The sequence below is a fragment of the Bacillus sp. GW823-FHT06A11 genome (genome assembly GCF_058795355.1).
On the sequence record NZ_JBXAHS010000001.1, the window covers coordinates 802,018 to 827,779 of the forward strand.

Here is a 25,762-nt window from a genome sequence, read left to right on the forward strand (position 1 = left end):
CACCCCCTACTATTCAATATAGGCAATTTGATCCACAACAATTTCTGGTGCTAATTCGCTAATACAAAGTACTTGTGCTTCTACTTGATAACGTTCTAGCAGTCTTACAATTGCAAATCTAAAATCTTTTCTACGTGTTAATAACACTGGTTCTCTTCCCATTAAACGTGCTTGCTTAAAGACGCGCTGCACTTGCTCAACGACACGTGTTTCTAAATCTAAATCCCAGTTTAACAAGTAACCTTGATATGAATTATTCACAACATCCGCATCTAACTCAATTGAATCAGAGAAGAGCGCTGCATAAATTTTTCCGTCCGGATTTTTCGCATTTTCACAAATAACTTTTGAAATACATTCACGAACAAATGATGTCACACCATCAACGTGATTTTGATACACTTCTTTTCCGTCAATAATACCTTCAATAATTGTTGGTAAATCACGAATAGAAATACCTTCTTTTAGAAGTTGTTTAATAACATTTTGAACGAGTGATAAATCAATTTCTTTCTTCTTAATCTCTTCTAATAGAACGCCATTGTCATTTTCAAGCGAGTTAATTAAGTCTTTTACATGTTGGCGCTGAATTAATTCATGCAGATTACGCCTTACGACAACATCTAAATGTGTAATTAATATGCTAAGTGGCTCTAACACTTGATAGCCTTTCATTTGTGCATCTTGCACCATATGCTCTAAAATCCAATATCCATCTTCGCCGAAAATTGGATCTTTCGCTGGTTCTGCATCTAAATCAGCCATTACGTTCGGTGTTTTTAGTGCTAATAAATAACCTGATTTTAAAACACCTTCAGCCGCCTTCGCACCTTTAATACGAATAATGTAACGACCACGTGGTCTAAAGCTCGTATTATCTTTAAAGTTAATTCCAGGAACGTTAATACCAAGGTCAGTAATAATCGACTTCCGCATAAGAACAACTTTATCACGAGCTGTTTCCCCGTTAATTTTCTGCTTTACAAGTGCTGCTAAATCTAAACCGAGTTCTACAATAATCGGATATTTATCCGTAAATACTCCGAATGAATCTTCCACTTGTTGCAGTTGCTCATCTTCGCCTTGAATCATTTCTAATTCTTTTTGAAGCTCGTCTTCTTTTTCTTTCTTTATTCGATTTTTATTACGAATGCCTAAGAAGATAATCGTTCCACCAACGAGTGCGAATGGTAAAAACGGTAGCGGAGTAAAAATACCCATTGCGATAAATAAACCACCTAGTGCATATACAACGACTTCATGCGCTAATAGCTCTTTAAAGATACCTTCTGTTACTGTATCCGGTGAGCCGTCAAATACACGCGTTACGATAATACCTGTTGAAATTGCAAGCATTAATGAACCGATTTGGTTTACGATTCCGTCACCGACAGTTAACTGTGTATAATGAAGAGCTGCATCTGCAAAGCTCATTCTTTGCTGCATCATGCCGACAATTAAACCGAAAATAATGTTTACGAATAAAATGACAATCCCGAAAATAACGTCCCCTTTAATGAACTTCCCGGCACCATCCATCGCTCCGTAAAACTCTGTTTCCATATTTAATTTTTTACGTTTTGCCTGTGCATCTTTTTCTGAAATAATACGCTGGTTTAAATCAGCATCGATAGACATTTGTTTCCCTGGTAAAGAATCAAGTGTAAAACGAGCTGCTACTTCAGCTGTACGAGATGCACCGTTTGCAACGATAAACTGGAATATGATTAAAACTATAAAAATAACGATACCAATTAATAAGTTCCCGCCAATTACGAACTGGCCAAACTCTTCAATAACATGACCCGCATTTCCGTCTGTTAAAATCGCTCGCGTCGTCGAAACGTTAATCGATACGCGGAAAATCCCGATTAATAACAACATCGTCGGAAATGACTTTAACTCATCCCACTCGTTAATACTTGTCGCTCGCATATAAATAAGCACTGACATACTTAGTAGAAAAACGATAACGATATCAAGTATAAATGGTGGAAGTGGAATTAAGAGCGCCACAACGAATGACGCTGCTAAAAAGATAGAAAAATAGGTTCTTGCAGAATCCATCTTAAACAAAGAGATCCCCTCCAAACGCGCTATTATACTTCAAGTTCATTCGTTTGAATTAAATAGCGCATAACTTCAATTACAGCTACGTATAAATCTTCAGGAATTGTCTCATCTTCCTCGACTTGATAATATAAAGAACGAGCAAGCGGACGGTTTTCCACCATTGGTATTTCATGTTCACGGGCAAGCGTTCGTATATATAATGCGAGCTCATCTTCCCCTTTTGCAACGACAATAGGCGCCGCATCAACTTGTTTATTGTACCGAAGCACCACTGAAATATGCGTCGGGTTGTTTACAATAAACGTTGCACCATCCATCTTCTTCGCGATTGTCCCTTGCAAGATCGCATGCATAAAGTTTTTTCGTTTCCCCTTTACTTGCGGGTCCCCTTCATTATCTTTATGCTCTTGTTTCACTTCTTCTTTTTTCATCTTAATATCTTGTTCATACTCCCATTTTTGATAAATGAAATCGATAATAGAAAGAACGATTAAAATAATTAAAATTGCTAAGAAGATAAATTTAATTTGCCTAATAATTTCAGTAAGTGACGCAGTCCAGTTAAAACCAATCATACTGACGATTTTCTCTAAATTCTTTTTAAAAAGAACGTACGAAACGTAACCGATTAATCCCATATAGAACAGTGATTTCAAAATATCTACTAAACTTTTACGACTAAACAATCTCGTAAAATAGTTTTTCGGATTAATACGTGACGCTTTCGGTTTAATGACTTTAGAAGAAAATAGGAAGCCGACTTGAATCATATAATTGAATAAATGAAAAGCATATACGAGTATTAATATCGGAGCCGATACTTTCAGTAATAAAATCCCCATTAAATAAAAATACTCGGTTGAATCTGTATTTTTTCCAATTTGATCAAACAGCACCGCTACGGAATTTGCAATCTCATAACCTAGCCAATCTCCGAAAAAGTAAACGACAACTGCTAATACGAGAATGGAAAATAAATTATTTAAATCTTTACTCCGGGCAATATTCCCTTCTTCACGCGATTTTTTACGCTTCTGCGGGGTGGCCTTTTCTGTTTTATTATCCTTTGCCATGCGCGTCCCCCTACTTCGTTAAGAAAAAGTTAAATAGTTTCGTATACTCTTCAAGTAATACATCCGTCATATTTTTAAACACATAACCGAGCATCGGTACACTCATCGCAATAAACAAAATACCGCACGTAATTTTAATTACGTATGCATTCATAAAAACGTTTAATTGCGGAGCATTTTTTGCAATTAAAATTAGAACAAAGTTAATGATGAATAAACTTCCCATAAGCGGCAGAGCAATTTCAACCGCTGATGTTATCGCAAATAATAACGTTGCGAGTAGACTATCTAAAAAACTAGTCGTCAACAATTTTGAAATCGCCTCTGTATATTGAAACGACTTTAAAATCGTGGCAACGAAATAGTTAATGCCGCCAAGTGAAATAAAAATAATGAGAAAAAATATATCAAAAATGGTTGATAGTAAAGTAGACTGTGAGCCCGCATTTACATCAAACAAACTTGCTTGTGATAAACCGATATCAAAGTCTAAAATATGCCCTGCCATTTTCGGAATGTTCCACAGCATCTCTACAATTTTTGAAAGTGATAAACCAATTACAATTTGCGTTGCTGCATAAGCTGCAACGTCCCAAACTGTCTTGATGTGAGAGACATCCACTTGATCGGCCACTGTAATTGAAAGAGCAAGTCCAACTGTAACCTTCGCCATTGCTGGAATGGATCGGCCTGAGAAAAACGGTAAAAAATATAAAAATGAAGTAATGCGACAAAACGCAAAAAACGTCGCCGCCCATAATTCCATATTCATTTCAGTTCACCTATCTTAGTACGAACGCAATAGCGATGGGATTTTATCAAATAAATCTAAAATAAGCATCGTTAACTCTTGGAACATCCACGGACCTAAAATGATAATAACGAGCACAATACTCGCCATTTTCGGTAAAAACGTCAGCGTTTGCTCTTGAATTTGCATCATTGCCATAATAACCGCGATAATAATAACGACAATCAGACTTACAACGGCAATCGGCATTAAAATCATAACCCCTTTATAAAAAAAGGTTTGGAAAATATCTATAATTGGTGACGTATTCATTTATATGACTCCTATCACATAGCATCAAGCGCTTCAGGCGACCGTCTTAAACATAATATCGACGATTTTTGTATATCCACCTAAATATACGAAAACGAGTATTTTAAACGGTAAACTTAAAATCATCGGCGGTACCATCATCATCCCGAGGTACATTAAAAGTGTACTAATAATCAAATCTATAAATACAAACGCTAAATAAATGAACATCCCTGTTAGTAAACCTTTTTGAATTTGCGTTAACGTAAAGGATGGTACGAGTGTAAATAAGGAAAGATCTTTCAAATCTTTCGGCAACTCTTCTCCGCGTACTTTCAGCATCATTTTCAAATCATGCTTATACGTATGCTTTGACATATATTCTTTCATAATAGGAGCTGTCGTTTCCGCAGCTTGGCTTACTGTTATTTTCTCTTTCGTCATCGGATCCCACACATCGCTCTTCAGTTGCCCGAGTACAGGCTGCATCGTAAAGAGTGATAAAAATAATGCAAGTCCAACAAGCACTTGGTTTGGTGGTAAATTCATTACCCCAAGTCCTTGACGTGTAATCCCAAGAACGATCATAAAATAAGTAAAATGTGTAAATAATAGAACGATAGAAGAAGATAATGATAAAAGGGTAACGAGCGCAAATAGTTGTACACTTGAATTACTCGTAAACTCTTTTCCATTTTCGAAATTAATAAAACCGTTCGGGGCCGCATACGCTGGATTTACAAAAATAATTGAAAAAACGATAGAAAATACGAAAATAACGGCTAATAATGATAACTGTTTCTTTATTCTCATGATGGATCCTCTACTTTTTTCGTTTCAGTCTTCACCGCGTCTTCTAGTGCTTGTTGAAACTGATTTCCTGTTCCGGTTAATTGCACAGACTGCACACCGTTATTACTAATAACAGTGAACACTTGCTTTCCGTCCACTTCAAATAAAAAGGCACTCGTTTGATGATTTAAATACACGCCGTCTTTTACTTGAATATGGCCATTTTCACCCTGCTTAAAAAACTGCTGTTTGCGCGTCTTTTTCGTCATATAATATGCACCGTAACCGAGCGCACCAAACAGTAAAACGACTTGAAATAAGGTCGTCATATACGACATATGACTCCTCCTCTACTCTTTATCTTGCATTTGACTTTGCGCTTTCATAAGCGCCGCTTGTTTCTTATCAGCTTCAATTTCAGAAATGATAATACCGAATTTCTCGTCCATTACAATTGCTTCACCGATGCCGACTTTCATATTACTTAAATACACATCTACTTTATGTCCTAAGTTTTTCTCTACTTCAAGAACATCGCCAACTTTTAACTGCTTTACATCACCAAGCGTAATAGATGACTTTCCAAGCTTTACACCAAGTTCAATCGAAATATCTGAAACAGTATCGATATGTGCTTTGCCTGCTTCATTTCGCTTTCCTGCAAAATCTTCTAATCCCATTAATGACACAGGAGATACTTCATGCTTCATATGGATCCTCCTACTCTACAAAACTTTTAAATAGGAGCGCCTTACGCGTTCCATCTTTTCCAATAAAACAATTAAATTTATGCTTTCCATCTACATAACCAAGTAATTCATCCGAAACTTTCGTATGAAGCGGAATAATATCGCCTTCTTCAATTTGTTCAATCTCACTCATTGTCATTTTCTGCTCACCAATTGCAACGTGAACAGGTTTGTACACTTGATTTACTTTCACTTCCACTTCAGACGTATACTTCCTACGTTTGTCCGAAGAATGTTCGACAATATTTTCAGACGTTAACTTATCCATAATTTCTTCAACAGATAAGAACGGAATCCCGATACGCACCGTCGTATTCCAGAAATCTGTTTTCATATTTACGTTAAGTAATGAAATTATATCGCTCGCTGTCGTAATCTTTAATGCATTCGGATCTGTTTCCGTCGTTACAAATTTTGGTTCAATCGCAACAACACTTTCAAATGATTGCTCTAAATTTTTACAAAGAAGCAAGAATATATTATCAAGCGTTAAAAACTCAAACGCTGTTAACGGTCTGCGCATCGTATAGTTACGCTTACTATCTCCGCCAAGCCAACATTCATGAATATAAATAACGAATGCTAAATCAATCTCAATAACAATTTCTCCAAGCTCTGGTAAACCGAGATCAATTACGCAATATAAATAATAATCTTTCGGCATCTTCTCCACATACTCACTCGTAAATGGAACTTGCTCAACTGTTGAAGGCTCTAGTTCAATCGGAATACGCATACGCGCTGATAACGTTTGTGACGTCTGCTTTCCAAACGTAGAAGCAATCGCTTGCAAACTACGTAAATGCTCAACACCGAACTTCTCTGGTCTATTAAAATCATACTCTTGAAATTTCTCTTGCTTTCCTGCTTCTTGTGCGAAAGCTGGCATTTCCTCGCCTTCATTTACCGCCTTCAGCAGGGCATCAATTTGCTCTTGGCTTAATTTTTCGCCACTCATGACAATCCCCTTCCCTACCTTTTCAATTCAACGATTTCAACGTACATCTTCCCATTCTTCGTCAAAATCTTTCCGGTTCCAATCTCTTCATTCTCAAGCATAAGACGCACCGTATTTTTCGTTGAATTTTCAAGACGATACAATGTACCTTTCGTAATATGAAGCAGATCTTCAATTTTCTTTTTCGTATTTCCGATTTCAAAATAAATTGTTAACGGAATATCATCTTGTAATTTCAAATCTAGCCAACTCCCATATCATGTTCACGAAAATTTCATGTTCTCTCTATATATGAAACTTCTTATTTTGAAACGTCGATATTTAATATTTTTTTAATATATCCTTGCGTTTCTTTAAATGGCGGTACGCCTCCGTACTTCCTCACATTCCCAGGACCAGCATTATAAGAAGCAAGCGCCAATACTAAGTCGCCGTTATTTTTCTTTAAATAACCGCTTAACTCTTTTACGCCACCTTCAATACTTTCAGCTGGTGAAAATGGATTCTTCACACCCATCTCCTTCACATTCGCTGGCATAAGCTGCATAAGACCCATCGCACCGGCATGTGACACCGTTTTCGGATTAAAATTAGACTCTACTTCAATCATTTTTTGAATTAACGTTTTCGGAATTCCGTATGTACGACTTACACGATCAATAATATCCTCATACTTCCCTTCATTGGAAGAACGTATTTTTTGAATATTATACTTCTTCGTTAATCCCCACGTATCAACAGCCTCATTTTTCGTTTCTGGGAAACGTCGTTCAAACTCTTTTTGCGCAACTTGCACTTCATCTGCTTTCTTCGCTTCAGCCTTTTCTTCAGACTTACTCGCTTCCTCTACTTTATTAATAGTTTCTACCGGCTTATTAACAACCGCTTCTATTTTCGTAGATTGTACCGGCTGACTCATATCTTCTACTTTTGCCGGTTGCGTAGTTTCTTTCGTCTCCTTCGCAGGCTCACTCTGCAACTTCTCTTGAAAACGACTACTAACGAATGCTTGTGGACTACTTAGCTTTTGCTGAATTTGCCCTTTTTTATATGCAAGCACTTCTTTTACTATATTTCCAACTAACATAATATCACCTTTTCGGTAAACAAAGATAATCTAATATTAGAGTTTTTTTTTAAAGTTTGCAATAATCCTTTTAATAATTATGTAATAAAAAAATGAATATATTGTTAAACTGTTATTTTTTTATATTTATTAATTCGAATTTTTAGTTGACACCCGTTGTAGCAAGGATTACAATAAATCTCGAAATTGATTTTTTCGCATATTACCGTTTTTCAATTTGCAGAAAAGTCAATATAAAAAAATGGGGGTTTCTTAACATGAGAATTAATACAAACATTAACAGCATGCGTACTCAAGAGTACATGCGCCAAAACCAAGCAAAAATGAGCAACGCTATGGACCGTTTATCAAGCGGTAAACGTATCAACAACGCTTCTGACGATGCAGCAGGTCTTGCAATCGCAACTCGTATGCGTGCTCGTGAAAGTGGATTAGGAGTAGCAGCTAACAACACACAAGACGGTATGTCTTTAATCCGTACAGCTGACTCAGCTTTAAACTCTGTATCTAACATCTTACTTCGTATGCGTGACATCGCTAACCAATCTGCGAATGGTACGAACACTGGTGATAACCAAAAAGCATTAGATAAAGAATTTGCTGCATTAAAAGATCAAATCGATTACATTTCTAAAAACACAGAGTTTAATGATAAAAAATTATTAAATGGCGATAACAAATCTATTGCTATTCAAACTCTAGATAACGCTGATACAACGAAACAAATCAATATTAATTTAGCTGATTCATCTACTAAAGCATTAAATATTGAAAAGTTATCTATTGAAGGAAGCGATGATCAAAAAATCACGATTACGGCTGATCAGCTTAAAGATGCTAAACCAGAAATCGACGCTGTAAAAGCTGCGAAACAAGGATTAGCTGACTTAAAAGCAACTGCAACTGCTCCAGCAGTACCATCATCTCCTGAAGAAACTGCAGCTGCAGTTGAAAAATTCAAAGAAACTTTTGAAAAAGTTAAAGGTTTCATGAATGATACTGATGTAAAAAAAGTACAGGACAAAATTGACGCTTTTGAAGCTTCTAAATCTGTGACTACAGCACAGGCAATTGGCACTGCATTTGATGATGCAGCAATGCTTAAAGCTGGTGAAGTTACAAAAAAATCATCAAACGCTAGCGCTGCGATCAAATCAATTGATTCTGCATTAGATACAATCGCTTCTAACCGTGCAACTCTAGGTGCTACATTAAACCGTCTTGACTTTAACGTAAACAACCTTAAGAGCCAATCTTCTTCTATGGCTTCAGCTGCTTCTCAAATCGAAGACGCTGATATGGCGAAAGAAATGTCTGAAATGACTAAGTTCAAAATCTTGAACGAAGCTGGAATCAGCATGCTTTCTCAAGCAAACCAAACTCCACAAATGGTTTCTAAATTATTACAATAAGCCATTTGAGCTAGTTTCTTGAATAAACCTCTCTGCTTGCGGAGAGGTTTATTTTTTCTATATAGATAGATTGAAAGATTTTTTAACTTAAAGAGAAGCTCTAATCATATTTAGTAGCGGTCAGGGCCTGTTTTATCCTAGTTCCGTGTATGAAAACAAAAAGATATAGTGAGCATACGCCCCTTTTTCTTTTCATAACCGTTTATTAGCTTTAGAACACTAACTATATCAATCTATAAGGAGTGTCTATTATGCGTATTGGTACGAATGTTTTAAGTATGAATGCTAGGCAGTCGTTGTATGAGAATGAGAAACGTATGAATGTGACAATGGAGCATTTGTCGACTGGTAAGAAGTTGAGTCATGCTTCTGATAATCCAGCAAACATAGCGATTGTGACTCGTATGCATGCGAGAGCGAGTGGTATGCGCGTGGCGATTCGTAATAATGAGGATGCGCTATCAATGCTTCGGACAGCGGAAGCTGCTCTTCAAACTGTGACGAATATTTTACATCGTATGCGTGATTTAGCTGTTCAGTCTGCGAACTATCCAAATTCAAATAAAAACCGTGATTCGTTAAATAAAGAGTTTCAATCTTTAACAGAGCAAATTGGCTATATCGGTGAGACGACGGAGTTTAATGATTTATCCGTATTTGGCGGCCAAAACCGTCCTGTTACATTAAACGATATCGGTCATACGGTACATATATCAAAATCTATCCCCCCTTCCCCTACACAACATGACATCAAGATTTCAACAGAACAAGAAGCAAGAACGGCAATTCGTAAAATTGAAGAGGCTTTGCAAAGTTTATCACTTCATCGTGCTGATCTTGGAGCTATGATAAATCGTTTACAGCTCAATATTGAAAATTTAAATAGCCAAAGTATGGCGTTAACAGATGCTGCATCTCAAGTTGAAGATGCAGATATGGCGCAGGAGATGAGTGATTTTTTAAAGTTCAAATTATTAACTGAAGTTGCCCTTAGTATGGTTTCACAAGCGAACCAAATTCCGCAAATGCTTTCTAAACTACTACAATCTTAAAAATTCATCTTCCTTCTTTGGAACGATTCCATACAAAATAAAAGGGAAATACATATAAACTATGTATCTCCCTTTTATTTTGTACCCAAATTTTATTACTGTGTTACGGTCATAACTTGTCCGCTACGATCAACCATAATTTTCATTTTACCGTCTTGTGCATTATATAGCCCTAGTTTATGTAATTCCATTTTACAATCTTGTACGAAAGTTGGTAATTTACGAATTTGATCGATATCAGAACTTGTAATGAAATGAATTAAAAGCTGCGTCATGCCTTTAATATCTTGTACAAGCTCTTCTTTCTCTCGTTTTAACCTTTCATTTTCTAGTTGTAACGACTGCAATTCACCTTCTAGGCTACGTGTATTCTTCGCTTCTCTAAAACGCCCTGCCGCCATACTAGAAAGCTTATAAATACCTTCCATAAACTGATGTAGTTCGTCTTCTTTCCTTTCACTACATTGATTAATTGTTTCAAAGTTATCAACGATACCAGATATAACTGTTACAAGATTTTTTTCATCTTCTTTATGCTGGATTTCTTCTTTTAATTCGTACTCGTTTTCTTGTTTTCTTGCAACGATTGTCTCTTTTACTGGTATATATTTTCGCTTTCGTCCTGGTTTCTGTTTTTCAATATTTTCAAACGGTATTTCACGTTTTTTCAATTTATAATACGTATTTTGCAATTGACTTTCTGTTTTTGGAAAAAGATTTAGTTCATTTTTACTTACGTATTTTGAAATATTTAAAATGTTTAAACCGTGACGCTGACAAAATTGATACACTTCATACAGTAGCTCTAGTTCAGATTTCAGCCATGTAATTGCTGATTTTTCGTACGCTCGCATCCCGCCATTTTTTTCTATATCTATTTGAAATAATACCATTCTATTATGTAAATCAACTAATTCTTCATACTTTACTTGGAATTCTTTTTCTATTTTTTTTAATTCCACCTCTAGTTGCATATCGTTCATTTTATTATTTGACATGTTTTGTAAAAGACCTAATACATTAATTGCTGTGTGGTGATACATAATCTGTGCCACTCCCCCTCATCCTTTCACAATTCTCATCTGACTCCCATGTCTTTTAAGAAAATAGCAATTTTTACATATCCATATTATAACAGTTCGAAATTATCTGTCAAATAATTAACATACAAAAATGTATAGAAAGTATAAAAATTTGGAAAATGTTTTTTTATTAATATGTAAAATTGCATATTAATTACATTTAATTATATTATATGGTATTTTGAATATTTTTTCACCGAAAAAATTTGCGTTACCACGAAATGTTACTAAAATAACCTTCGAAAATACGTTTGCTTATATTTTCAAATCAAAAATCTTCATTTGAAGATTTTTTCATACATACAGCGCCAAACATCTTAGAAACCTTTCATTTTTCTGCCAGGTTAGAGTATAGAATACCAAAAAGGAATTAGCCAATGCTACATATGGCTAATTCCTTCCTCTCTCTAACAGAATAGAGTTATAAACCCAATCTTCAAATCCTCAATCGAAGTCTCACTTCTTCTTACCTAAAACTACTTCATACCTCTGAACTCACATCGCATGAGACTCTATTAATCACTGAAAACTTACTTACATAAGTAGTTTCCCCTATTCCTACTAAATAGAAAAATGTTATACGCCAGCTCTTCTACTTACCTATAACCACTCCATATCTCTGGTCTCAACATCGCATAGGGCTCTATTAAGCATTGACCGCTCAACACTTAGCTAGAGCTTCTATTCTGGCTAAATAGAAGCTTTTAAAGCACTAACTTATCAACTAAACCAATTAGCTCTTGAATATCTGGCTTACTTACTTGAGCATTTGCTCCTACAGCTTCACCTTTATGGAATAATTCATTTGTAATTAATGAAGAGAAAATAATGACTGGTAAACGATTCATTACTTCACTATCCTTAACCACTTTCGTTAAATGATGTCCATCCATTTTTGGCATTTCAATATCCGTAATTAGCAGGTGAATATGTTCAAACATTTTTTCGCCTTGCTCTTTCGCTAATTTTTCAATTTGTGCTAACGCTTCCGCACCATTGCTGAAGAAGTTCATTTTTGTATATCCAGCTGATGATAATGTTTCTTCTAATATTTGGCGAAGCATCGCTGAATCTTCTGCAATATAAATTACTTTTTCAGCTCGATCTGTTTTTTGTTCTAACCCTGCAATTGATGTATTGTCATAACCAGTGCCGCTAATTTCACATACAATTTTTTCATAATCTAATAGTAAGATGATTTTTCCATCTAGTTTTACAATACCAGATGTCGTTTCTTCTAGTCCCATAGATAATGAAGCTGGTTCATCAATTTGTTCCCATGAAATACGTTGAATACGATGCACTTCATCAACGCGGAAAATAACTTTCATTTGGTTTAATTCTGAGATGATAAATTTCGTTTGATCAAGTGGCTTTGTTGACTTTAAATTAAGAGCCATTGCTAAGTTAATAACAGGTAAAATTTCACCACGTACTTGAACAACACCTTCAACTGCATGATGAGATTCTGGCACAGTTGTAACAGGGAATGGATTAATGATTTCACGTACTTTCATTACATTAATACTAAATAGGTTTTCACCAACAGTGTACGTAACAATCTCTAATTCATTTGTTCCGCTTTCTAATAAAATACTTTGTGCTTGTGACATAAAGGTGTCGCTCCCCTTCCATTAATTCCGTATATCTAATTATTAAGCTTTATAAAAGAGAAAAAGTCAACTACCTATATAAAAAATATAGATAGTCGATCGATTCATTTTATTAAAAAACAATTAATCTTGTATAAACGAAGCAAGTGCCTCTAATAACACTTCTTGTGCTCCTACAACTTCCGTCGGCATTGCTTCCCATTTTTTCGAAAGCTCGGTCTCTACTCTTATTCTCAGCTCAGAATTCATTTCTGCTAGCACATATTCTTTCGTTGCTATATCAACATCAAGTAGCGCAAGTGCATATAATTCCGGGTCATTTATTTCTTCGAATAATCGTTTTAATACCACCGGTGCTATATGTTTTAATTTTTCAATATGAATTTCCTTATCCGAAAATAGTAACTCATATTGAATAAACGTAACATTTTCTTTAATCACTTTAAAATAACAATTATTTTTTTTATCATTCACAAAATAACCGTTTGGATCTGCAATAATACTCTCTACTTTACGAATTAAATCCGGCAAACTATTCGCCGCCATTACAGTCCGCTGCTCAACCTCACTCGGCGAAATGAATGTAACGCGATACTTATTTTGCGCCATCCTCCTCACCTCTCCTTTTATAGAAATTCAGTCTAATTGTATACTACAACTACCTTAAATTAACTTAAACTATTTTATATTACCACTTCTTACACTACCATACTACTCTAGTAACGCTACATATCTCTGGTCTTACACATCGGTCGGGACTCTATTAGGCACTAACTGCTCCAAAACATCGCCAGGTCCTCTCTCAAAACCTAAAAAGTGCTTTTAAGAACCTTTCAATAACTCTATGTTATTAAACCAAAACGCTATCTGCTGATCCGTAATATTTGGCAACATAACAAAAAACTCACGACACTTCATCTCATCCTTAAACAGTTGATACTTCCAAACGCTATCGCTACCAACACTTATGAAATAAAACTCATGGATGCGGCCAATGATTGCTTGTTTTTCGCCAAATGAATATGGAGGCACTTGCTTAATTTCAAATTGATCTGGTAAATATACATGCTCTTCTCGTTCTATTTTTAATACTTGCTCGGCAAGTTCACGTTTATTTTCGAAAAAAGGCAATTGTAAAATTCGCTCTTGTCTTGTCATACGAATAAAAAACCCTTTCTACTCCATTACATTTTTTCTTTACGATATATTATCGAATTAAGTTTACAACTTCATTTAATACTTCATCTGAAACTTTAATCACTTTCGCATTTCCTTGGAATCCGCGTTGGTATAACATTAAGTCAACGAATTCTACAGATAAATCTACATTGGCACCTTCTTGTGCACCACCGCGTACTTTACCCGCACCGTTTTGACCAGATGCACCAAGAGCTAAAATACCTGTTGTATTCGTCGCTGTATAGTTACCATTACCTGTTTTCATTAGTCCGCCTTCGTTCGGGAACATCGCAACAGCTAATTGACCAGCTGATTTCATACTTCCATCAGAATATTTTACCATCACATATCCACCGTCAGCAATGAAACAATCTTTAACCGTCGCTGCTGCTCTACCATCTACGTCTGTTACTGATAATGTTTTATCTGTTGGATGGTTTGTTAAATGACTTAAGTCTAATTTTATAGAGCCGCCATCAAATGGAATATTGGCCCCTTGCTCTTTCGGATTTGGATTTCCAACAGCATCAAATGTCATATTACCACCTGCACCTGGAACATCCTTAAACTCTGTTTCTTTTTTCGAGTCATTACGCATTTGTACTTTATATGTATAATTATGTTCGCTCGTTTGTTTAAACTCGACACGCATTGTCCATGTATTCCCCGCATTATCATATACAGGTAAATCTTGTGTAATTTGTTTTTCACCAGTTGGAATATTACCTTTAATTGTCCCTTTCGATGTTCGAATACCACCAATTGCTGTTCCCATTGGAATTTGCAACGGTCCTGGAATTCCAGATAAATCAACTTCACCAGTTGCCTCATTCGCAGGGTATGCAAATACATATTGACCTTCAGTATTCGTAATATAGTAATCTGAAGATATCCCAAACGTACCTTTACGAGTAAATTCCATATTTCCGCCTTTTGAATCACCTACAACGAAGAAACCATTACCTTCCATTGCGGCTTGTGTTTTGCCACCTGTTAACGTAATTGTACCATCACTATAATCCGTAACTGTACCACTCATTTTCACACCATTACCAATACTTTTCGGATTTGTTCCTGCGTATTTACCGTCACCTTTTGCACCAATCGAATTGTTATATAGTAAATCATCAAACATTGCTTTTTGTTTTTTATAACCTACTGTTTGTGCATTGGCAATATTATTTGAAGTTACACTTAATGCATTTTGTGTTGCATTCATCCCTGTAATACTTGTATATAACGCTTTAATCATAACGTATGGACACTCCTTATGAATTTGTAGTTTTTACTTCTTCAGTTACTTTTTGATCGTCTTTCTTTGCGTCTTCTGGGTTCGTTTCCCCAATCGGTTTATCAGACACTCTCTCAACGAAACGAAGAGATACAACCTTATTATTAATAACGAGCTGTACATCGTTATTTTCCGCAAGGCGAACTGTTTCTACTTGACCGGTTACTTTGTTTCCGTCACCGTCAACACCTCTTACGTATTTACCTAAAAACTTCATTCCACCATCAAGTGCTGTTGAATACATCGTTGATTGCAGCTTATCTACTGCTTTCGTCATATTCTGTACTTGTTCCATAAGAGATAACTGCGCTGTCTGATTCATCATTTGATTCATATCCATCGCATTAAATGGATCTTGATGTTGGAAACTTGATAAAAACAATTTTAGGAAATCATCTTTCCCCATTACCCCAGGAGTCTTTTGCGCTCCTGCCGAAACTCCATTACTTTGTTGCACTGGCGATTGTACACCATTAACAGGTACATTACTTTTTTGCGCTCCTGCTTGTAACGGAATATGATTTGTACTCGTTGTATTTAATCCAACTGTTGGCACGCTTTATTCCTCCAATAATCCCGCAAATTCTGTTGATTGTTGTTTTTCATGATTTGTATTTGCTAATTTCTGTTTTTGCCTTTGCTCTTGTTCTCGCTGTTCTTTACGATTTTCATCTTTATCTGAATAGCTAATTTGAATATTGATTTCTTTTTCTTTTAACTTTAATTTCAATTCATCAAAAATGATTTCAACACGTTTTTTCGCATCGTGTTTTTCCATTTCTACGTGAACATCAATTTGATCTCCGTGTTTTTTCATAAACACTGTTAATGTACCAAGTTTTTCTGGATTTAACTGAAATAAAACACGTTCTTGTTTCACTACAAATTTTTGCAGCGCTTCTACTTGTGCTTCCATTTTCTTTCCTAAGTCAGGTAATGAAACTTTCTCAGCACCACTATTTGATTTCCCTACTTGTTCGGTACTCGTCGTTTTATTTAATAACTCTGCACCTGCAGAGCTCGAATCATTTAATGCATCAACCTCTGGCAACTCTACCTTTGCATCATCGCTCTCAAGTTTCGGAAGATCTACGTCTTTAAACTCTTCTTGTTTCTTTGCAATATTACAAGTTTCTGTTTCTACAACTTTCAATGCTTGCATCGTTTGCTCTGGCATCTTCATTTTGTCTAATACCATTTGCATTGTATCTTCTAAACATATAGCATTTTTGATATTCATATTTGAAAGAAGTTCTTGTAATTGTTGTAATTCAGCTGCAGGTAATTCATTAAGTTTAATATTGCCATATTCTTTATATAGCTCTTGTATTTTTTGTATGTATTGATATAACAATTCCGGCTGCACATGTAATTGCTCAATTGCAACCATTTGCTCAGATACAGCTAATAACAACTGTTCTGTCTCTTTTTTTTCTTCTTTCTTTACAATAGGCTCTTCTTTCGTTACCGATTTTTTAGAAAGAATATAATCTTTTTTCTCTTCTGTTGGTGCTTCTTCTCGTTTCGTTTTCTCCGTTTGCGGCTGTTTTTTATTTTCCATTCTCATCGTACGATCGAATGAAGAATCTTCATTTTTTGATTGTACTTCTAGCCCTTTTTCTTTTTGCGGAGGTAAACTTTGTTGCACCGGTAATACAGACTGTATCACTACATTCACCTCATCCATTCATACACATTTTCAAATCCAGAAGCATTTTTTCTTCCAGCTTTTCTTGTGCTTTCGCAAGCTTTTTGCAATTTTCTTGATACATCTCATCAATGACACGTTCTTTTTCTTTTACTTGCTCTAAAAGGCTTTCATTTTTTTGAATAAAACCTTCCGTTTTTTTAATTTTTCGATTCCATTCTTCTATTCTTTCAGGTGAAAACGTATGTGAAGAAAGCATGCCAGCCATAATACGTTGCCCAGTTTGTACGACTTTACTACGCGATTTCACAACATATAAATCATATTCTTTTTTTTGTTCTATTTTTCTTTTTTCAGCTGTTAATTCATACACTTCTTTTAAAATATGTTCTTTTTCTTGATTTATTTGCAATTTTATTGTGTCGTACTGCTGTTTATCCACCTGTTTTCATAGCCCCTTCCTATTATAACGTTCTCTTTTTCTATTATATAGTTTTTTTCCAAAAAAATCTGTGAAATATTAAAAAACAAAAAAATAAGACCTCTTGGGCAGAGGCCTTATACTATATGGTGTATCGCTTCAACGATATCATCAAATTGGAAACTATCCGATCGACCTTGCTTTAAAAATGTATTTATACCTTCTACTTTATTTTTACATTCAAAAATATAAGCATTTTCTTCATTTTCTTGAATCGTTCCTAACTTAAAATACAATTCATTTTCTTTATAAATTGATAAAATTTTCCTCATTTCATTTGCAAGTTGCCAATGATGTGGCGACACGATTTCTTCCATAATCCTACTTACTGAATCTAATACTGAAATTGCAGGATAATGACTAAGCGTTGCAAGCTCACGCTTTAATACAATATGTCCATCTAAAATACCACGTGCTAAATCTGGTACAGGACCATTTAAATCATCCCCATCAACAAGCACCGTATAAATACCTGTTATAGATCCCTTTTGTGTTTTCCCAGACCGCTCTAACAACTTCTTCATATAACTTTCCATTAACAGTGTTTTACCACCAATCGGTAACTCTTTAACAGCAATATCAACACTTCTTCGTGCATCGGCAAAACGAGTAACAGAGTCCATCATAAGTAATACATTATTGCCTTGATCACGGAAGTATTCAGCAATAGACGTTGCGAGTTTCGCTGCACGAAGTTGCATAAGATGACTTTCATCTGACGTCGCTACAACAACGACGCTTTTTTGCATACCTTCCTCGCCTAACTCTTTTCGAATAAAGTCTTTTACTTCCCGGCCACGTTCTCCTACTAAACTAATAACGTTTATATCAGCTTTTGCATTTTTTGCTATCATTCCAAGTAAAGTAGATTTACCAACACCTGACCCAGCAAAAATACCAATCTTTTGACCGATACCAATTGTTAGCATAGAATCAATTGATTTTATTCCTGTTTCAAATACATCGGTAATCTCTTCACGTTCAAATGCATGTATAGGCGGTGCATCTAGTTTAATTTTCTGTAATGGAATGTTTTCAGCTTCCTCATTTAACACTTCACCATTTGCACTTAACACTTTTCCGAGCAAGTGATTACCACGTGGTACAACAACATCTTCTGAAACTAATGTCACTGAATCTCCATAACATACTTTTTCTGTCTGTTCAAATGGAAGTAGCATATTATTTTCTTTTTCAATAGCAATCACTTCACATAAGACGTTATGTTCTCCAACGAAGCAAACATCTCCAATCTTCGCTTTCGGCCCTTTTGCTACGAAAAACTGTTCTTGTACACTATGAACTTTGCCTACTTTCGTATACAGTGGTGTTTCAATGAACTTATTCCATTTTTCGTTCTCATTCATTAACAGACGGCTCATACATTTTGCTCCTCAAATAGCTTCTCTTCTTCCCATTTCTGACGAAGTTTCGCAAATATAGGTGCAAATTTAAATTCAAAGAACTCTTTCTCTTCTTCCAGAACAAATTCACCAAACTGCAGGGAGAAATCATATTTCCATTCTACTAATTGTAGTAACCAATATTCTTTCGTATTTTCCTTCTCTTCTTGAATACGTTCAAACGTTTCTGGATGTACTGTAATGATTAATTTTTCAAACGAAGTTGGCAATGTTTGCACGATGCCAGTTAAAATAGGTAACACATCAAGCGATCGTGAATCTACCGCTTGATTCACGATTTTTTCTGCTAGATGAAAAGATTGATCCCATAATAACTCTGTCCATTCATATGCTGTTTCTTGTTGTTCTTTTTGAAACTGCACACGCGCTGCTTCCATCTGTTCCATTTGTTCATGAATATGCATTTGAAATTGTTCTTTATCTTGTAATAACTGCTGCCGCTCTCGTTCTAGCATTTGCTTCTCTTGCCTTAGCTGATTCATTTCCATATGTAACGATTCTTGCTGGGCGCGAAGTTCTGCATGATCAGCTTGTAATTCTTCCTCTTCTATTCGAACTGAAGCTGGTTTTGGAAATTGTAATTCATACGTTTCTTCAGAAAAAGAAACAGAATTCTTCGGAATTCTGTTTTTAAATAAGGACATCCTCTTCACCTCTTTGAACGATAATTCTTCCTTCTTTTTCTAGCTTTTTCACTGTACCAGTGATCGTTTGCTGCGCTTTTTCAGCATCCGTCATCTTAAGCGGTCCTAAGCCATCTAATTCTTCTAGAATCATCTCTTTACGGTTTGAAGACATACATGTAAATAATTTCTCTTTAATTTCTTCTTTTGCAATTTTAAGTGCTTTCGCAAGAACACCGTTATCTGTAATTTCTTCTAATACACGGCGAAGCGCAAGATCTTCAAGACCAAGTAAGTCTTCAAAGACAAACATATTTTCTTTAATTTTCTCAGATAACTCATAATCGACTTCATCCAGCTTTTGAAAGACTGTTTTTTCAACACCACGTGAAACATTATTTAAAATGTTTACGATTGTTTTCAAGCCATCAGTTTTATTAATTGCACTGAATGCCATATTATTTAATTTCGATTTTAACAACTCACCAATTTGATTAATTAATTCACCATCAACTTGTTCTAACTTCGCAATACCCATTACCGTCTCTACTCGTTTATGATCTGGCAATCTCTCAATTAATTGAGACGCAAGTTGCGGTTTAATATAAGAAGCGATAATTGCAATTGTTTGTGGTGACTCATCATTAAGCACTGTAAGAAGTGGTTCTAAATCTGTAAGTGAATTTAAGAATTCAAATGGATTATCTTTGTTATACCAAAGATCTTCCAATAATTTTTCCAGTTCGTCTTCTGGCATGTTTTTAAATATGCGACGAATGTATTCTTTATCTGGAGTGACTAAGTTCAATTCTTTTACATTTAATTCATATAAGAACTCTCCTAGTACATTTTCTAACGTTTCTGGTTTGTATACACGAAACTTTGCGATTTCACGAAGTAATACTTCTTTTTCCTCAGCTGTCATATATTCAATGACTTTTGCTGCCACCCCTTCTTCTAATGTACGAATAAGGATGGCAGCTTTTTCTTTGGAGGAGATTTCATCTAACATCGTTGTTCCTCCCTTACTGTCCGTTTAACCATTTTTTAATTACTTTTGCAGTTCCTTCTACATGTTCTTTCGTAGCATCCTGCACTTGTTCATCTAACGTTGGTTCTTTCGGTTCTTCTGGTTCAGGTTTTGGCTCTGGCACTATTTTTTCTTCAGGAATTTCCAAGATACTTTCATTACTTGCAGCAATTTCGTCTTCTGCTAAGTATTCTTCATATTCCTCTTCTTCTTTCTTTCTCTTACGTCTTGCTAATAAGAACCATACTAGACCACCGATTGCTAATAAGCCAGCTGTAATTCCACCGAATAACCACCAGTTCATACCACTTTTTTCTGGCTCTTTCTCTTTTTCGGCTTTCGGCTGATCGAACTGAACAGTTACAACGTTAACTTGACCATTTATAAAGTTACCGTTCGGATCAGCTTGAAGTCCTGCCGCTGTTCCGATTGCTTCTTTAAAAGTTGTCATATCCATTCTACGTTTTACTAACGTATCATTATCTACCCATACAACAACATTTGTTTTCGTTAATTCTGGGTGTTTCTTAATTGTTTCAACTGTTTTATCTATTTCATAGTTTTCAATTTTGTTACCATTTTTATTATCATAGACAACTTTACCATTTTGATTATTGTTCGTACCGTAGTTTGGCACTTCACCGTTCGCTGTAATACCAGCACCTTGCTTGGTATCTGCCCCTTCTTGCGCAGTAGAGCTTTCCTCTTGCTCTTGTTTACTACGAAGTACACCTTTATCACCATACTTTTCTGACTGACGTGTAACTTCATCGTAGTTTACAGATACTTTCGTATTCACTTTATATTCATTCGGTTTAAACATCGTCATTAACGTTGCATCAATATCTTGCTTTAATTTACCTTCAAGTTGATGCTGCATCTCTACTTCTTTCTCATAAGAAGAAGAACTACTAGAATGTGCTTCATCTGTCCCTTTTGAGATAACACCTTTTTTACTATCAATAACGCTTACTTCTTCTGCCTTCACGCCAGGAACTGCTGCACTAATCATTTGCTGTATACCTGCAACTTGATCAGCTGTTAACAATTGGCCACGCTTCACTCCAACCGTAATCGCCGCTGTTCCTTTTGCTTTTTCTTCATCAAAAATTGTCTCTTTTTCAGGCAATGTAATTTGAACATTTGCCGTTTCAACTGTCGCAAAGTTTCTTACAATATCTTGCTCCAATTGCTTCTTCGTACCGACAATTTGCTTCATTTTTTTATCTTGCTCACTTGAACCGAGCGAGCTTTCTAATAAAATTTCCTCACCGCTTTTAGAATTAAACGGTAAGCCCATCCCATTCATTTCTTTTCGAACCCATGGAGCATCATTCTTTTGCACACGAATCGAACCATCGGCCGCTAATTGATAATCGACACCTAACTTCGATAATTCTGCTGTAATCTCTTGTTTATCTGTATCATTTAAATTTTGATATACAACAACATATTTATCTGGCAAGGTGAAGTATAAAAGTGCTCCTGTTACAATCGCTAAAAGCGCAGCACCAATTACTAACTTATGCCACGTTTTTAACGATTGGATAACATTTTTCATCTTTTCCATTTAAACACACCCGTCCACTTTCCTAAATTTGCATATTAATTAGTGACTTATAATTTTCAATAAGATTATCACGTACGAGAGCAGCCGTTTTCATTTGAGACTCAGCTTTCTTTTGCTGAATTAAAACGTCATGTGTTTCTCCTACCCCTTTAGTTAGTAAATCATATACTGCTGTTTGCGCATTGTTTTGCGTTTGATTCATATCTTCCAATAAATCAATAAACTTTTTCCCCTCAACTACAGATGTTTGAGAAGTTTTCGATGCACCAATTGACTGAATTGCTCCAAATGGTTGTGTATTTAACATTGGTTGGATTTTCATATTACTATCTTCCCCCTTATCCTCGGCCGATTTCTAAATCTTTATCAAGCATTTTTTTATTTGCATTTAATACACTCGTATTTGCTTCATACATTTTTTGAGCAACCATAACATTCGTCATTTCAGCAGTTACATCAATATTTGGATAACGTACATATCCTTCTTCATTTGCGTGCGGATGCGTCGGATCATACACTAAATTTTCCGTTTTGTCTGCTTCAATACTTTTTATCTTCACTCCGTTAGTAGGAGCCCCATCTAGCATACTTGCAAAACTATTGTTTGATTCTAGCACCACACTACGACGCTCATATAAATCTGCCCCCGGAGCCGCCGTCGTATTTGCATTTACAATATTGTTAGAAGTAACTTCCATCCACTTTCTCGCTGTCGTTAGCCCTGAGCCACTTGCATTAATTGCCTGAAACATCCGTTGTCTCTCCTTCTACTTTTAACGTCCGCGTGCCGCTTGGTTAATTGCATATTGTGTATTAATTGCATTAACTGAAATACCGTATAACTGATTTGTTTTCATTAAATCTAGCATTTCTGTCGTTACATCCACACTATTTCCGTCTTTATTCGTTTGCATTGATTTTGTTTGAATCTTTGCATATGTATTTTTCGTATTTACTGTCGGCAAGTGCATTTCATTCGTTTGATATAAATCTGGATTGCTCTTTAAATCAGCCGCATTGTTTTTATATAATGCACTACTTTTATTCATCTGCTCAGCAAATGTTACATCTTGTGCTTTATAGCCAGGTGTATTCGCATTTGCAATATTACTAGAAACAGTATTTCGTTTCGTCACTAAATAATTCATATAATGGCTTACATCACTCACTAAATCTGGCATATTCCACACCCTTCCTTTTCTAACGTAATGATCCACTGATAGAAGTTTCACTTCATTATTTATTTTCTTATATGCGTTTATTAAAATATTTACTATTATGTACCCTTACATATTTTATTCCATTTTTTCATTATTGTCTTTAGAAAAATACAAAAATATAAAAAAGAATGCAAAAAAACTGTATACACATAGTAATCTATAGAACATTTCAATATATAAAATACAAGCTAAAGTCCATTTTTCTATTATTTAGATTACTATTATTTTTTCATCACAGTCATAAAATGAAACCTCAATCAGCGGATTTCTTTATGTAAACGAAGGAATAGATCCCCTTTTAAAAGGGGGATCTGCTTCCAGACGTTATTATTAATATTTACCGTAAAATGAATTAGCCTTCATTCGCCCATCATTTGTCATAATCATTTCTTCCAAAATCTTTTGCTTATCCCGAATATGCTGAGCGGCCTTAATAATGAACGGGCTTACTTCTGCCGCAACTTGCGCACGCGTTTCTTCATCCAATGTCATCATCCAGCGATTTAACATCTCACTCTTCTCAGCAAACTCTCTGTCTGACACTTGCAATTCACCGATTTCATTAAAACAGCTGACAAACGTCCGATAAATATCATTGTTCATTTTCAAGTGCTCCGCGGTAACCGTCTATTAAATCTTGTAACACTTTCACAATTGCATCAATATCTTTCGCTTCACGCGTTACTTTCATCGTTTGAATTTGAATGCTGATCCAATCATATAAACCATAGAGACTATCATATAAATCTTTCGTAATTTCAGGATTTAATTGAAGCTTTAGTTCTTCAAAAATACGTTCTAATTTTTCAAGAAGTGCGTCCCCTTCTTGTAGTTTAAAAGTATGTAAAAGTTCTTCTAAATTACGAAACTCTACAATACATCTTTCATAAATAAAAATTGTATTTTTAATCGGATTACTCGTCATAATATCATTTTGCATATAACGTTGCCATGCTTGCATACGATCACTTCCTCAACTTTCATTAATCATCACTTTTTTGTTTTGTCATTGCTTTAATTGTTTTTAATTGGCTATCAAGCGCTGCTAATGTACTCTCTAGCTTTTGATACTTCTTCACAATTTCATCTTGCTTTTGCAAGTTTTGCGTCTCAATATCTTTAATCTTTTTATCTAAATCACTTACACGTGAGTCAATATTTTTAACTCTCTCGCCGACTACACCTTTATCACCGAATAGTTTATCAAGTGGTTCTTCCATCATTTTTCCTAAACCGTTAGAACTAAAGAAAAATTGCTTCGCTGCATCGGGTTTTTCTTTTAATGCTTGTGTTAATTTTTCATCATTAACTTCCATCGTTCCATCTTGCTTTAATTGAATACCGAATGTGAATAAATAATTACCATCTTGAGAAAATGTTACGACATTGTTCATTGCCTGACGTACACTTTGCATAATAGCTTGACCTTGGAAAGCTCCACCTTTTCCGGCAAAGATATCTACTGTAGAAACAGCTTTATTATAATCAGCTACCATTTTTTTAATAACATTCGATGCATCTGTTACGTTTGAATCACTTACTGTAAATTTTAGATCTATACCTTTTGCTTTTGGATCTGTTGTACCAGCATCTGGCGCTCCTTCTACTTTCGGCTCAGTTACCTTTAACAATTCAATTTTCACACCAGGAAGAGCTTCAATTGTATTAGTAGAACCTTCCCCTTTGATACCATTAATAGTATACATAGCATTTTGCGCTTCATTGATTGTATTAAGCGCTACGCCATCCGCATTAGCTAAACCAATATCTTGAAATAGTGTAGATGTGTTCCCCTCAAACTTAATTACTCCATCTGTTCCTTCTTTTTTCGAGGTCATGAAAATTTTATTTCCAAGTGTATAAGCTGATACGCCATAATCTCCATCATTAATCTTATTAATTAAATCTTTATATGTCATATCAGTTGTTACTTTTAGTTCTTTACCACCTAGTTTTAATGTTTCATCTTTAGGAAGCTTCGCATTTATATCTTTAATGTCATTTGAAGCTATTTGATGACGCTGTGCAAGCTGTGTAATCGTCATATTAAAAGTTCCTGCAATCGCACCACCATCAGCTTTTACATTAATATAACCGTCTTGTGTTGTCGTTACTTTTTTCTCATTTCCTTTAAAAGCCGCTAAGTTTTTAAAAGTTTGTGTAAAAGAACTAAATTCTGATTTTAAACTTGTATATAGTAGTTTATCATTTGTAAGGTCATTCTTTTCTTTCGTATATGGTGTTTTTCTCATATCTAAAGCATTCATTTCTAATTCGACGAAGTTAGAAGTATCGATCATATTATTTCCGAGGTTCCAAATTTGTTGTCTACCACCAATACCTGTCATCGTTGTTCCTGCCAT

At 35.3% G+C, this 25,762-nt stretch carries 30 protein-coding genes; 2 read left to right on the plus strand and 28 right to left on the minus strand.

Features of this window, described 5'->3' with window-relative positions:
• Window positions 1-9: 9 nt before the first annotated feature.
• The 10 genes from flhA to AC1Q8L_RS03915 form a co-directional block, all read right to left on the minus strand.
• Window positions 10-2,076, minus strand: a complete 2,067-nt coding sequence (gene flhA, locus AC1Q8L_RS03870; protein ID WP_000475626.1) for a flagellar biosynthesis protein FlhA — start codon at window positions 2,074-2,076, stop codon at window positions 10-12.
• A 23-nt stretch (window positions 2,077-2,099) separates the two neighbouring features.
• Entirely contained in the window at window positions 2,100-3,146 is a 1,047-nt protein-coding gene (gene flhB, locus AC1Q8L_RS03875) for a flagellar type III secretion system protein FlhB (RefSeq protein WP_001040119.1), read from the minus strand.
• A gap of 10 nt (window positions 3,147-3,156) precedes the next feature.
• Window positions 3,157-3,918, minus strand: a complete 762-nt coding sequence (locus tag AC1Q8L_RS03880; RefSeq protein ID WP_001055717.1) for a flagellar biosynthetic protein FliR — start codon at window positions 3,916-3,918, stop codon at window positions 3,157-3,159.
• A gap of 15 nt (window positions 3,919-3,933) precedes the next feature.
• Window positions 3,934-4,209 carry a flagellar biosynthetic protein FliQ gene (locus AC1Q8L_RS03885; protein WP_001098080.1) on the minus strand — a complete coding sequence of 92 codons (276 nt, stop codon included), beginning with the start codon at window positions 4,207-4,209 and terminating at the stop codon, window positions 3,934-3,936.
• A 33-nt stretch (window positions 4,210-4,242) separates the two neighbouring features.
• Window positions 4,243-5,001 (minus strand): flagellar type III secretion system pore protein FliP, encoded by a 759-nt coding sequence (locus tag AC1Q8L_RS03890; RefSeq protein ID WP_001220582.1) that lies wholly within the window; start codon window positions 4,999-5,001, stop codon window positions 4,243-4,245.
• On the minus strand, window positions 4,998-5,318 hold the full coding sequence (locus AC1Q8L_RS03895; RefSeq protein WP_000121178.1) for a hypothetical protein: 321 nt from the start codon (window positions 5,316-5,318) through the stop codon (window positions 4,998-5,000). Before AC1Q8L_RS03895 ends, AC1Q8L_RS03890 begins: the two co-directional genes overlap by 4 nt.
• Window positions 5,319-5,330: 12 nt before the next feature.
• Window positions 5,331-5,690 (minus strand): flagellar motor switch protein FliN, encoded by a 360-nt coding sequence (gene fliN / locus AC1Q8L_RS03900; RefSeq protein WP_000680010.1) that lies wholly within the window; start codon window positions 5,688-5,690, stop codon window positions 5,331-5,333.
• Between the two features lie 10 nt (window positions 5,691-5,700).
• Window positions 5,701-6,687 (minus strand): flagellar motor switch protein FliM, encoded by a 987-nt coding sequence (gene fliM / locus AC1Q8L_RS03905; RefSeq protein ID WP_000012369.1) that lies wholly within the window; start codon window positions 6,685-6,687, stop codon window positions 5,701-5,703.
• 14 nt (window positions 6,688-6,701) lie between these two features.
• Entirely contained in the window at window positions 6,702-6,926 is a 225-nt protein-coding gene (locus AC1Q8L_RS03910; protein ID WP_000775712.1) for a flagellar motor switch protein FliN, read from the minus strand.
• A gap of 62 nt (window positions 6,927-6,988) precedes the next feature.
• Window positions 6,989-7,774, minus strand: coding sequence for a lytic transglycosylase domain-containing protein (locus AC1Q8L_RS03915; protein WP_000960066.1), 786 nt, complete (start codon window positions 7,772-7,774; stop codon window positions 6,989-6,991).
• Window positions 7,775-8,031: 257 nt separating this feature from the next.
• Here AC1Q8L_RS03915 and AC1Q8L_RS03920 point away from each other — a divergent pair, with 257 nt between their 5' ends.
• Both AC1Q8L_RS03920 and AC1Q8L_RS03925 read left to right on the plus strand, forming a co-directional pair.
• Window positions 8,032-9,186, plus strand: a complete 1,155-nt coding sequence (locus AC1Q8L_RS03920) for a flagellin N-terminal helical domain-containing protein (RefSeq protein ID WP_001222349.1) — start codon at window positions 8,032-8,034, stop codon at window positions 9,184-9,186.
• Window positions 9,187-9,437: 251 nt separating this feature from the next.
• Window positions 9,438-10,238, plus strand: a complete 801-nt coding sequence (locus tag AC1Q8L_RS03925; RefSeq protein ID WP_492339406.1) for a flagellin N-terminal helical domain-containing protein — start codon at window positions 9,438-9,440, stop codon at window positions 10,236-10,238.
• 95 nt (window positions 10,239-10,333) lie between these two features.
• Here AC1Q8L_RS03925 and AC1Q8L_RS03930 read toward each other — a convergent pair whose 3' ends face one another.
• The 18 genes from AC1Q8L_RS03930 to AC1Q8L_RS04015 all read right to left on the minus strand — a co-directional run bounded on the left by AC1Q8L_RS03930 (window position 10,334) and on the right by AC1Q8L_RS04015 (window position 25,762).
• A complete protein-coding gene (locus AC1Q8L_RS03930) occupies window positions 10,334-11,281 on the minus strand; it encodes a DNA-binding domain-containing protein (protein WP_000274693.1) in 948 nt (315 codons plus the stop codon).
• Window positions 11,282-12,024: 743 nt separating this feature from the next.
• Complete coding sequence (locus AC1Q8L_RS03935) at window positions 12,025-12,933, minus strand: chemotaxis protein (protein WP_000075944.1); 909 nt, start codon at window positions 12,931-12,933, stop codon at window positions 12,025-12,027.
• A 123-nt stretch (window positions 12,934-13,056) separates the two neighbouring features.
• A complete protein-coding gene (locus tag AC1Q8L_RS03940) occupies window positions 13,057-13,542 on the minus strand; it encodes a hypothetical protein (protein ID WP_000068299.1) in 486 nt (161 codons plus the stop codon).
• Between the two features lie 213 nt (window positions 13,543-13,755).
• Window positions 13,756-14,091: a DUF3964 family protein gene (locus AC1Q8L_RS03945; protein ID WP_000198166.1), complete on the minus strand. Its 336-nt coding sequence runs from the start codon at window positions 14,089-14,091 to the stop codon at window positions 13,756-13,758.
• Window positions 14,092-14,140: 49 nt separating this feature from the next.
• Window positions 14,141-15,364, minus strand: coding sequence for a flagellar hook protein FlgE (locus AC1Q8L_RS03950; protein ID WP_000588320.1), 1,224 nt, complete (start codon window positions 15,362-15,364; stop codon window positions 14,141-14,143).
• A 16-nt stretch (window positions 15,365-15,380) separates the two neighbouring features.
• Complete coding sequence (locus AC1Q8L_RS03955) at window positions 15,381-15,959, minus strand: flagellar hook assembly protein FlgD (protein ID WP_001143462.1); 579 nt, start codon at window positions 15,957-15,959, stop codon at window positions 15,381-15,383.
• Between the two features lie 3 nt (window positions 15,960-15,962).
• Window positions 15,963-17,072, minus strand: a complete 1,110-nt coding sequence (locus tag AC1Q8L_RS03960) for a flagellar hook-length control protein FliK (protein ID WP_000616457.1) — start codon at window positions 17,070-17,072, stop codon at window positions 15,963-15,965.
• A gap of 10 nt (window positions 17,073-17,082) precedes the next feature.
• Window positions 17,083-17,493 (minus strand): hypothetical protein, encoded by a 411-nt coding sequence (locus AC1Q8L_RS03965; protein WP_000360860.1) that lies wholly within the window; start codon window positions 17,491-17,493, stop codon window positions 17,083-17,085.
• A 116-nt stretch (window positions 17,494-17,609) separates the two neighbouring features.
• The gene (gene fliI, locus AC1Q8L_RS03970; RefSeq protein WP_000088687.1) at window positions 17,610-18,914 is read right to left on the minus strand and encodes a flagellar protein export ATPase FliI; all 1,305 of its coding nucleotides are present in this window, start codon (window positions 18,912-18,914) and stop codon (window positions 17,610-17,612) included.
• Window positions 18,911-19,600 carry a FliH/SctL family protein gene (locus AC1Q8L_RS03975; protein ID WP_000051706.1) on the minus strand — a complete coding sequence of 230 codons (690 nt, stop codon included), beginning with the start codon at window positions 19,598-19,600 and terminating at the stop codon, window positions 18,911-18,913. The genes fliI and AC1Q8L_RS03975 overlap by 4 nt, the downstream gene beginning before the upstream one ends.
• A complete protein-coding gene (gene fliG / locus AC1Q8L_RS03980; RefSeq protein WP_000883364.1) occupies window positions 19,587-20,591 on the minus strand; it encodes a flagellar motor switch protein FliG in 1,005 nt (334 codons plus the stop codon). Before fliG ends, AC1Q8L_RS03975 begins: the two co-directional genes overlap by 14 nt.
• A gap of 13 nt (window positions 20,592-20,604) precedes the next feature.
• Entirely contained in the window at window positions 20,605-22,179 is a 1,575-nt protein-coding gene (locus tag AC1Q8L_RS03985; protein ID WP_000413958.1) for a flagellar M-ring protein FliF C-terminal domain-containing protein, read from the minus strand.
• Between the two features lie 22 nt (window positions 22,180-22,201).
• A complete protein-coding gene (fliE, locus tag AC1Q8L_RS03990; protein WP_000701684.1) occupies window positions 22,202-22,501 on the minus strand; it encodes a flagellar hook-basal body complex protein FliE in 300 nt (99 codons plus the stop codon).
• Between the two features lie 16 nt (window positions 22,502-22,517).
• Window positions 22,518-22,931, minus strand: coding sequence for a flagellar basal body rod protein FlgC (flgC, locus tag AC1Q8L_RS03995; protein ID WP_000484680.1), 414 nt, complete (start codon window positions 22,929-22,931; stop codon window positions 22,518-22,520).
• Window positions 22,932-22,952: 21 nt separating this feature from the next.
• Window positions 22,953-23,411, minus strand: a complete 459-nt coding sequence (gene flgB, locus AC1Q8L_RS04000) for a flagellar basal body rod protein FlgB (RefSeq protein WP_074789290.1) — start codon at window positions 23,409-23,411, stop codon at window positions 22,953-22,955.
• Between the two features lie 318 nt (window positions 23,412-23,729).
• A complete protein-coding gene (locus tag AC1Q8L_RS04005; RefSeq protein WP_001058088.1) occupies window positions 23,730-24,002 on the minus strand; it encodes a hypothetical protein in 273 nt (90 codons plus the stop codon).
• A complete protein-coding gene (locus tag AC1Q8L_RS04010) occupies window positions 23,992-24,360 on the minus strand; it encodes a flagellar export chaperone FliS (RefSeq protein WP_001149516.1) in 369 nt (122 codons plus the stop codon). The genes AC1Q8L_RS04005 and AC1Q8L_RS04010 overlap by 11 nt, the downstream gene beginning before the upstream one ends.
• 22 nt (window positions 24,361-24,382) lie before the next feature.
• Window positions 24,383-25,762: a flagellar hook-associated protein 2 gene (locus tag AC1Q8L_RS04015; protein ID WP_000929290.1), complete on the minus strand. Its 1,380-nt coding sequence runs from the start codon at window positions 25,760-25,762 to the stop codon at window positions 24,383-24,385.

Bases quoted from the DNA above. Each gene is read 5' to 3' on its own strand.
- flhB (WP_001040119.1), bottom strand. From the start codon at position 3,146: ATGGCAAAGGATAATAAAACAGAAAAGGCCACCCCGCAGAAGCGTAAA.
- AC1Q8L_RS03880 (WP_001055717.1), bottom strand. From the start codon at position 3,918: ATGAATATGGAATTATGGGCGGCGACGTTTTTTGCGTTTTGTCGCATT.
- AC1Q8L_RS03885 (WP_001098080.1), bottom strand. From the start codon at position 4,209: ATGAATACGTCACCAATTATAGATATTTTCCAAACCTTTTTTTATAAA.
- AC1Q8L_RS03890 (WP_001220582.1), bottom strand. From the start codon at position 5,001: ATGAGAATAAAGAAACAGTTATCATTATTAGCCGTTATTTTCGTATTT.
- AC1Q8L_RS03895 (WP_000121178.1), bottom strand. From the start codon at position 5,318: ATGTCGTATATGACGACCTTATTTCAAGTCGTTTTACTGTTTGGTGCG.
- fliN (WP_000680010.1), bottom strand. From the start codon at position 5,690: ATGAAGCATGAAGTATCTCCTGTGTCATTAATGGGATTAGAAGATTTT.
- fliM (WP_000012369.1), bottom strand. From the start codon at position 6,687: ATGAGTGGCGAAAAATTAAGCCAAGAGCAAATTGATGCCCTGCTGAAG.
- AC1Q8L_RS03915 (WP_000960066.1), bottom strand. From the start codon at position 7,774: ATGTTAGTTGGAAATATAGTAAAAGAAGTGCTTGCATATAAAAAAGGG.
- AC1Q8L_RS03920 (WP_001222349.1), top strand. From the start codon at position 8,032: ATGAGAATTAATACAAACATTAACAGCATGCGTACTCAAGAGTACATG.
- AC1Q8L_RS03925 (WP_492339406.1), top strand. From the start codon at position 9,438: ATGCGTATTGGTACGAATGTTTTAAGTATGAATGCTAGGCAGTCGTTG.
- AC1Q8L_RS03930 (WP_000274693.1), bottom strand. From the start codon at position 11,281: ATGTATCACCACACAGCAATTAATGTATTAGGTCTTTTACAAAACATG.
- AC1Q8L_RS03935 (WP_000075944.1), bottom strand. From the start codon at position 12,933: ATGTCACAAGCACAAAGTATTTTATTAGAAAGCGGAACAAATGAATTA.
- AC1Q8L_RS03940 (WP_000068299.1), bottom strand. From the start codon at position 13,542: ATGGCGCAAAATAAGTATCGCGTTACATTCATTTCGCCGAGTGAGGTT.
- AC1Q8L_RS03945 (WP_000198166.1), bottom strand. From the start codon at position 14,091: ATGACAAGACAAGAGCGAATTTTACAATTGCCTTTTTTCGAAAATAAA.
- AC1Q8L_RS03950 (WP_000588320.1), bottom strand. From the start codon at position 15,364: ATGATTAAAGCGTTATATACAAGTATTACAGGGATGAATGCAACACAA.
- fliI (WP_000088687.1), bottom strand. From the start codon at position 18,914: ATGAGCCGTCTGTTAATGAATGAGAACGAAAAATGGAATAAGTTCATT.
- AC1Q8L_RS03975 (WP_000051706.1), bottom strand. From the start codon at position 19,600: ATGTCCTTATTTAAAAACAGAATTCCGAAGAATTCTGTTTCTTTTTCT.
- fliG (WP_000883364.1), bottom strand. From the start codon at position 20,591: ATGTTAGATGAAATCTCCTCCAAAGAAAAAGCTGCCATCCTTATTCGT.
- AC1Q8L_RS03985 (WP_000413958.1), bottom strand. From the start codon at position 22,179: ATGGAAAAGATGAAAAATGTTATCCAATCGTTAAAAACGTGGCATAAG.
- fliE (WP_000701684.1), bottom strand. From the start codon at position 22,501: ATGAAAATCCAACCAATGTTAAATACACAACCATTTGGAGCAATTCAG.
- flgC (WP_000484680.1), bottom strand. From the start codon at position 22,931: ATGTTTCAGGCAATTAATGCAAGTGGCTCAGGGCTAACGACAGCGAGA.
- AC1Q8L_RS04005 (WP_001058088.1), bottom strand. From the start codon at position 24,002: ATGAACAATGATATTTATCGGACGTTTGTCAGCTGTTTTAATGAAATC.
- AC1Q8L_RS04010 (WP_001149516.1), bottom strand. From the start codon at position 24,360: ATGCAAGCATGGCAACGTTATATGCAAAATGATATTATGACGAGTAAT.
- AC1Q8L_RS04015 (WP_000929290.1), bottom strand. From the start codon at position 25,762: ATGGCAGGAACAACGATGACAGGTATTGGTGGTAGACAACAAATTTGG.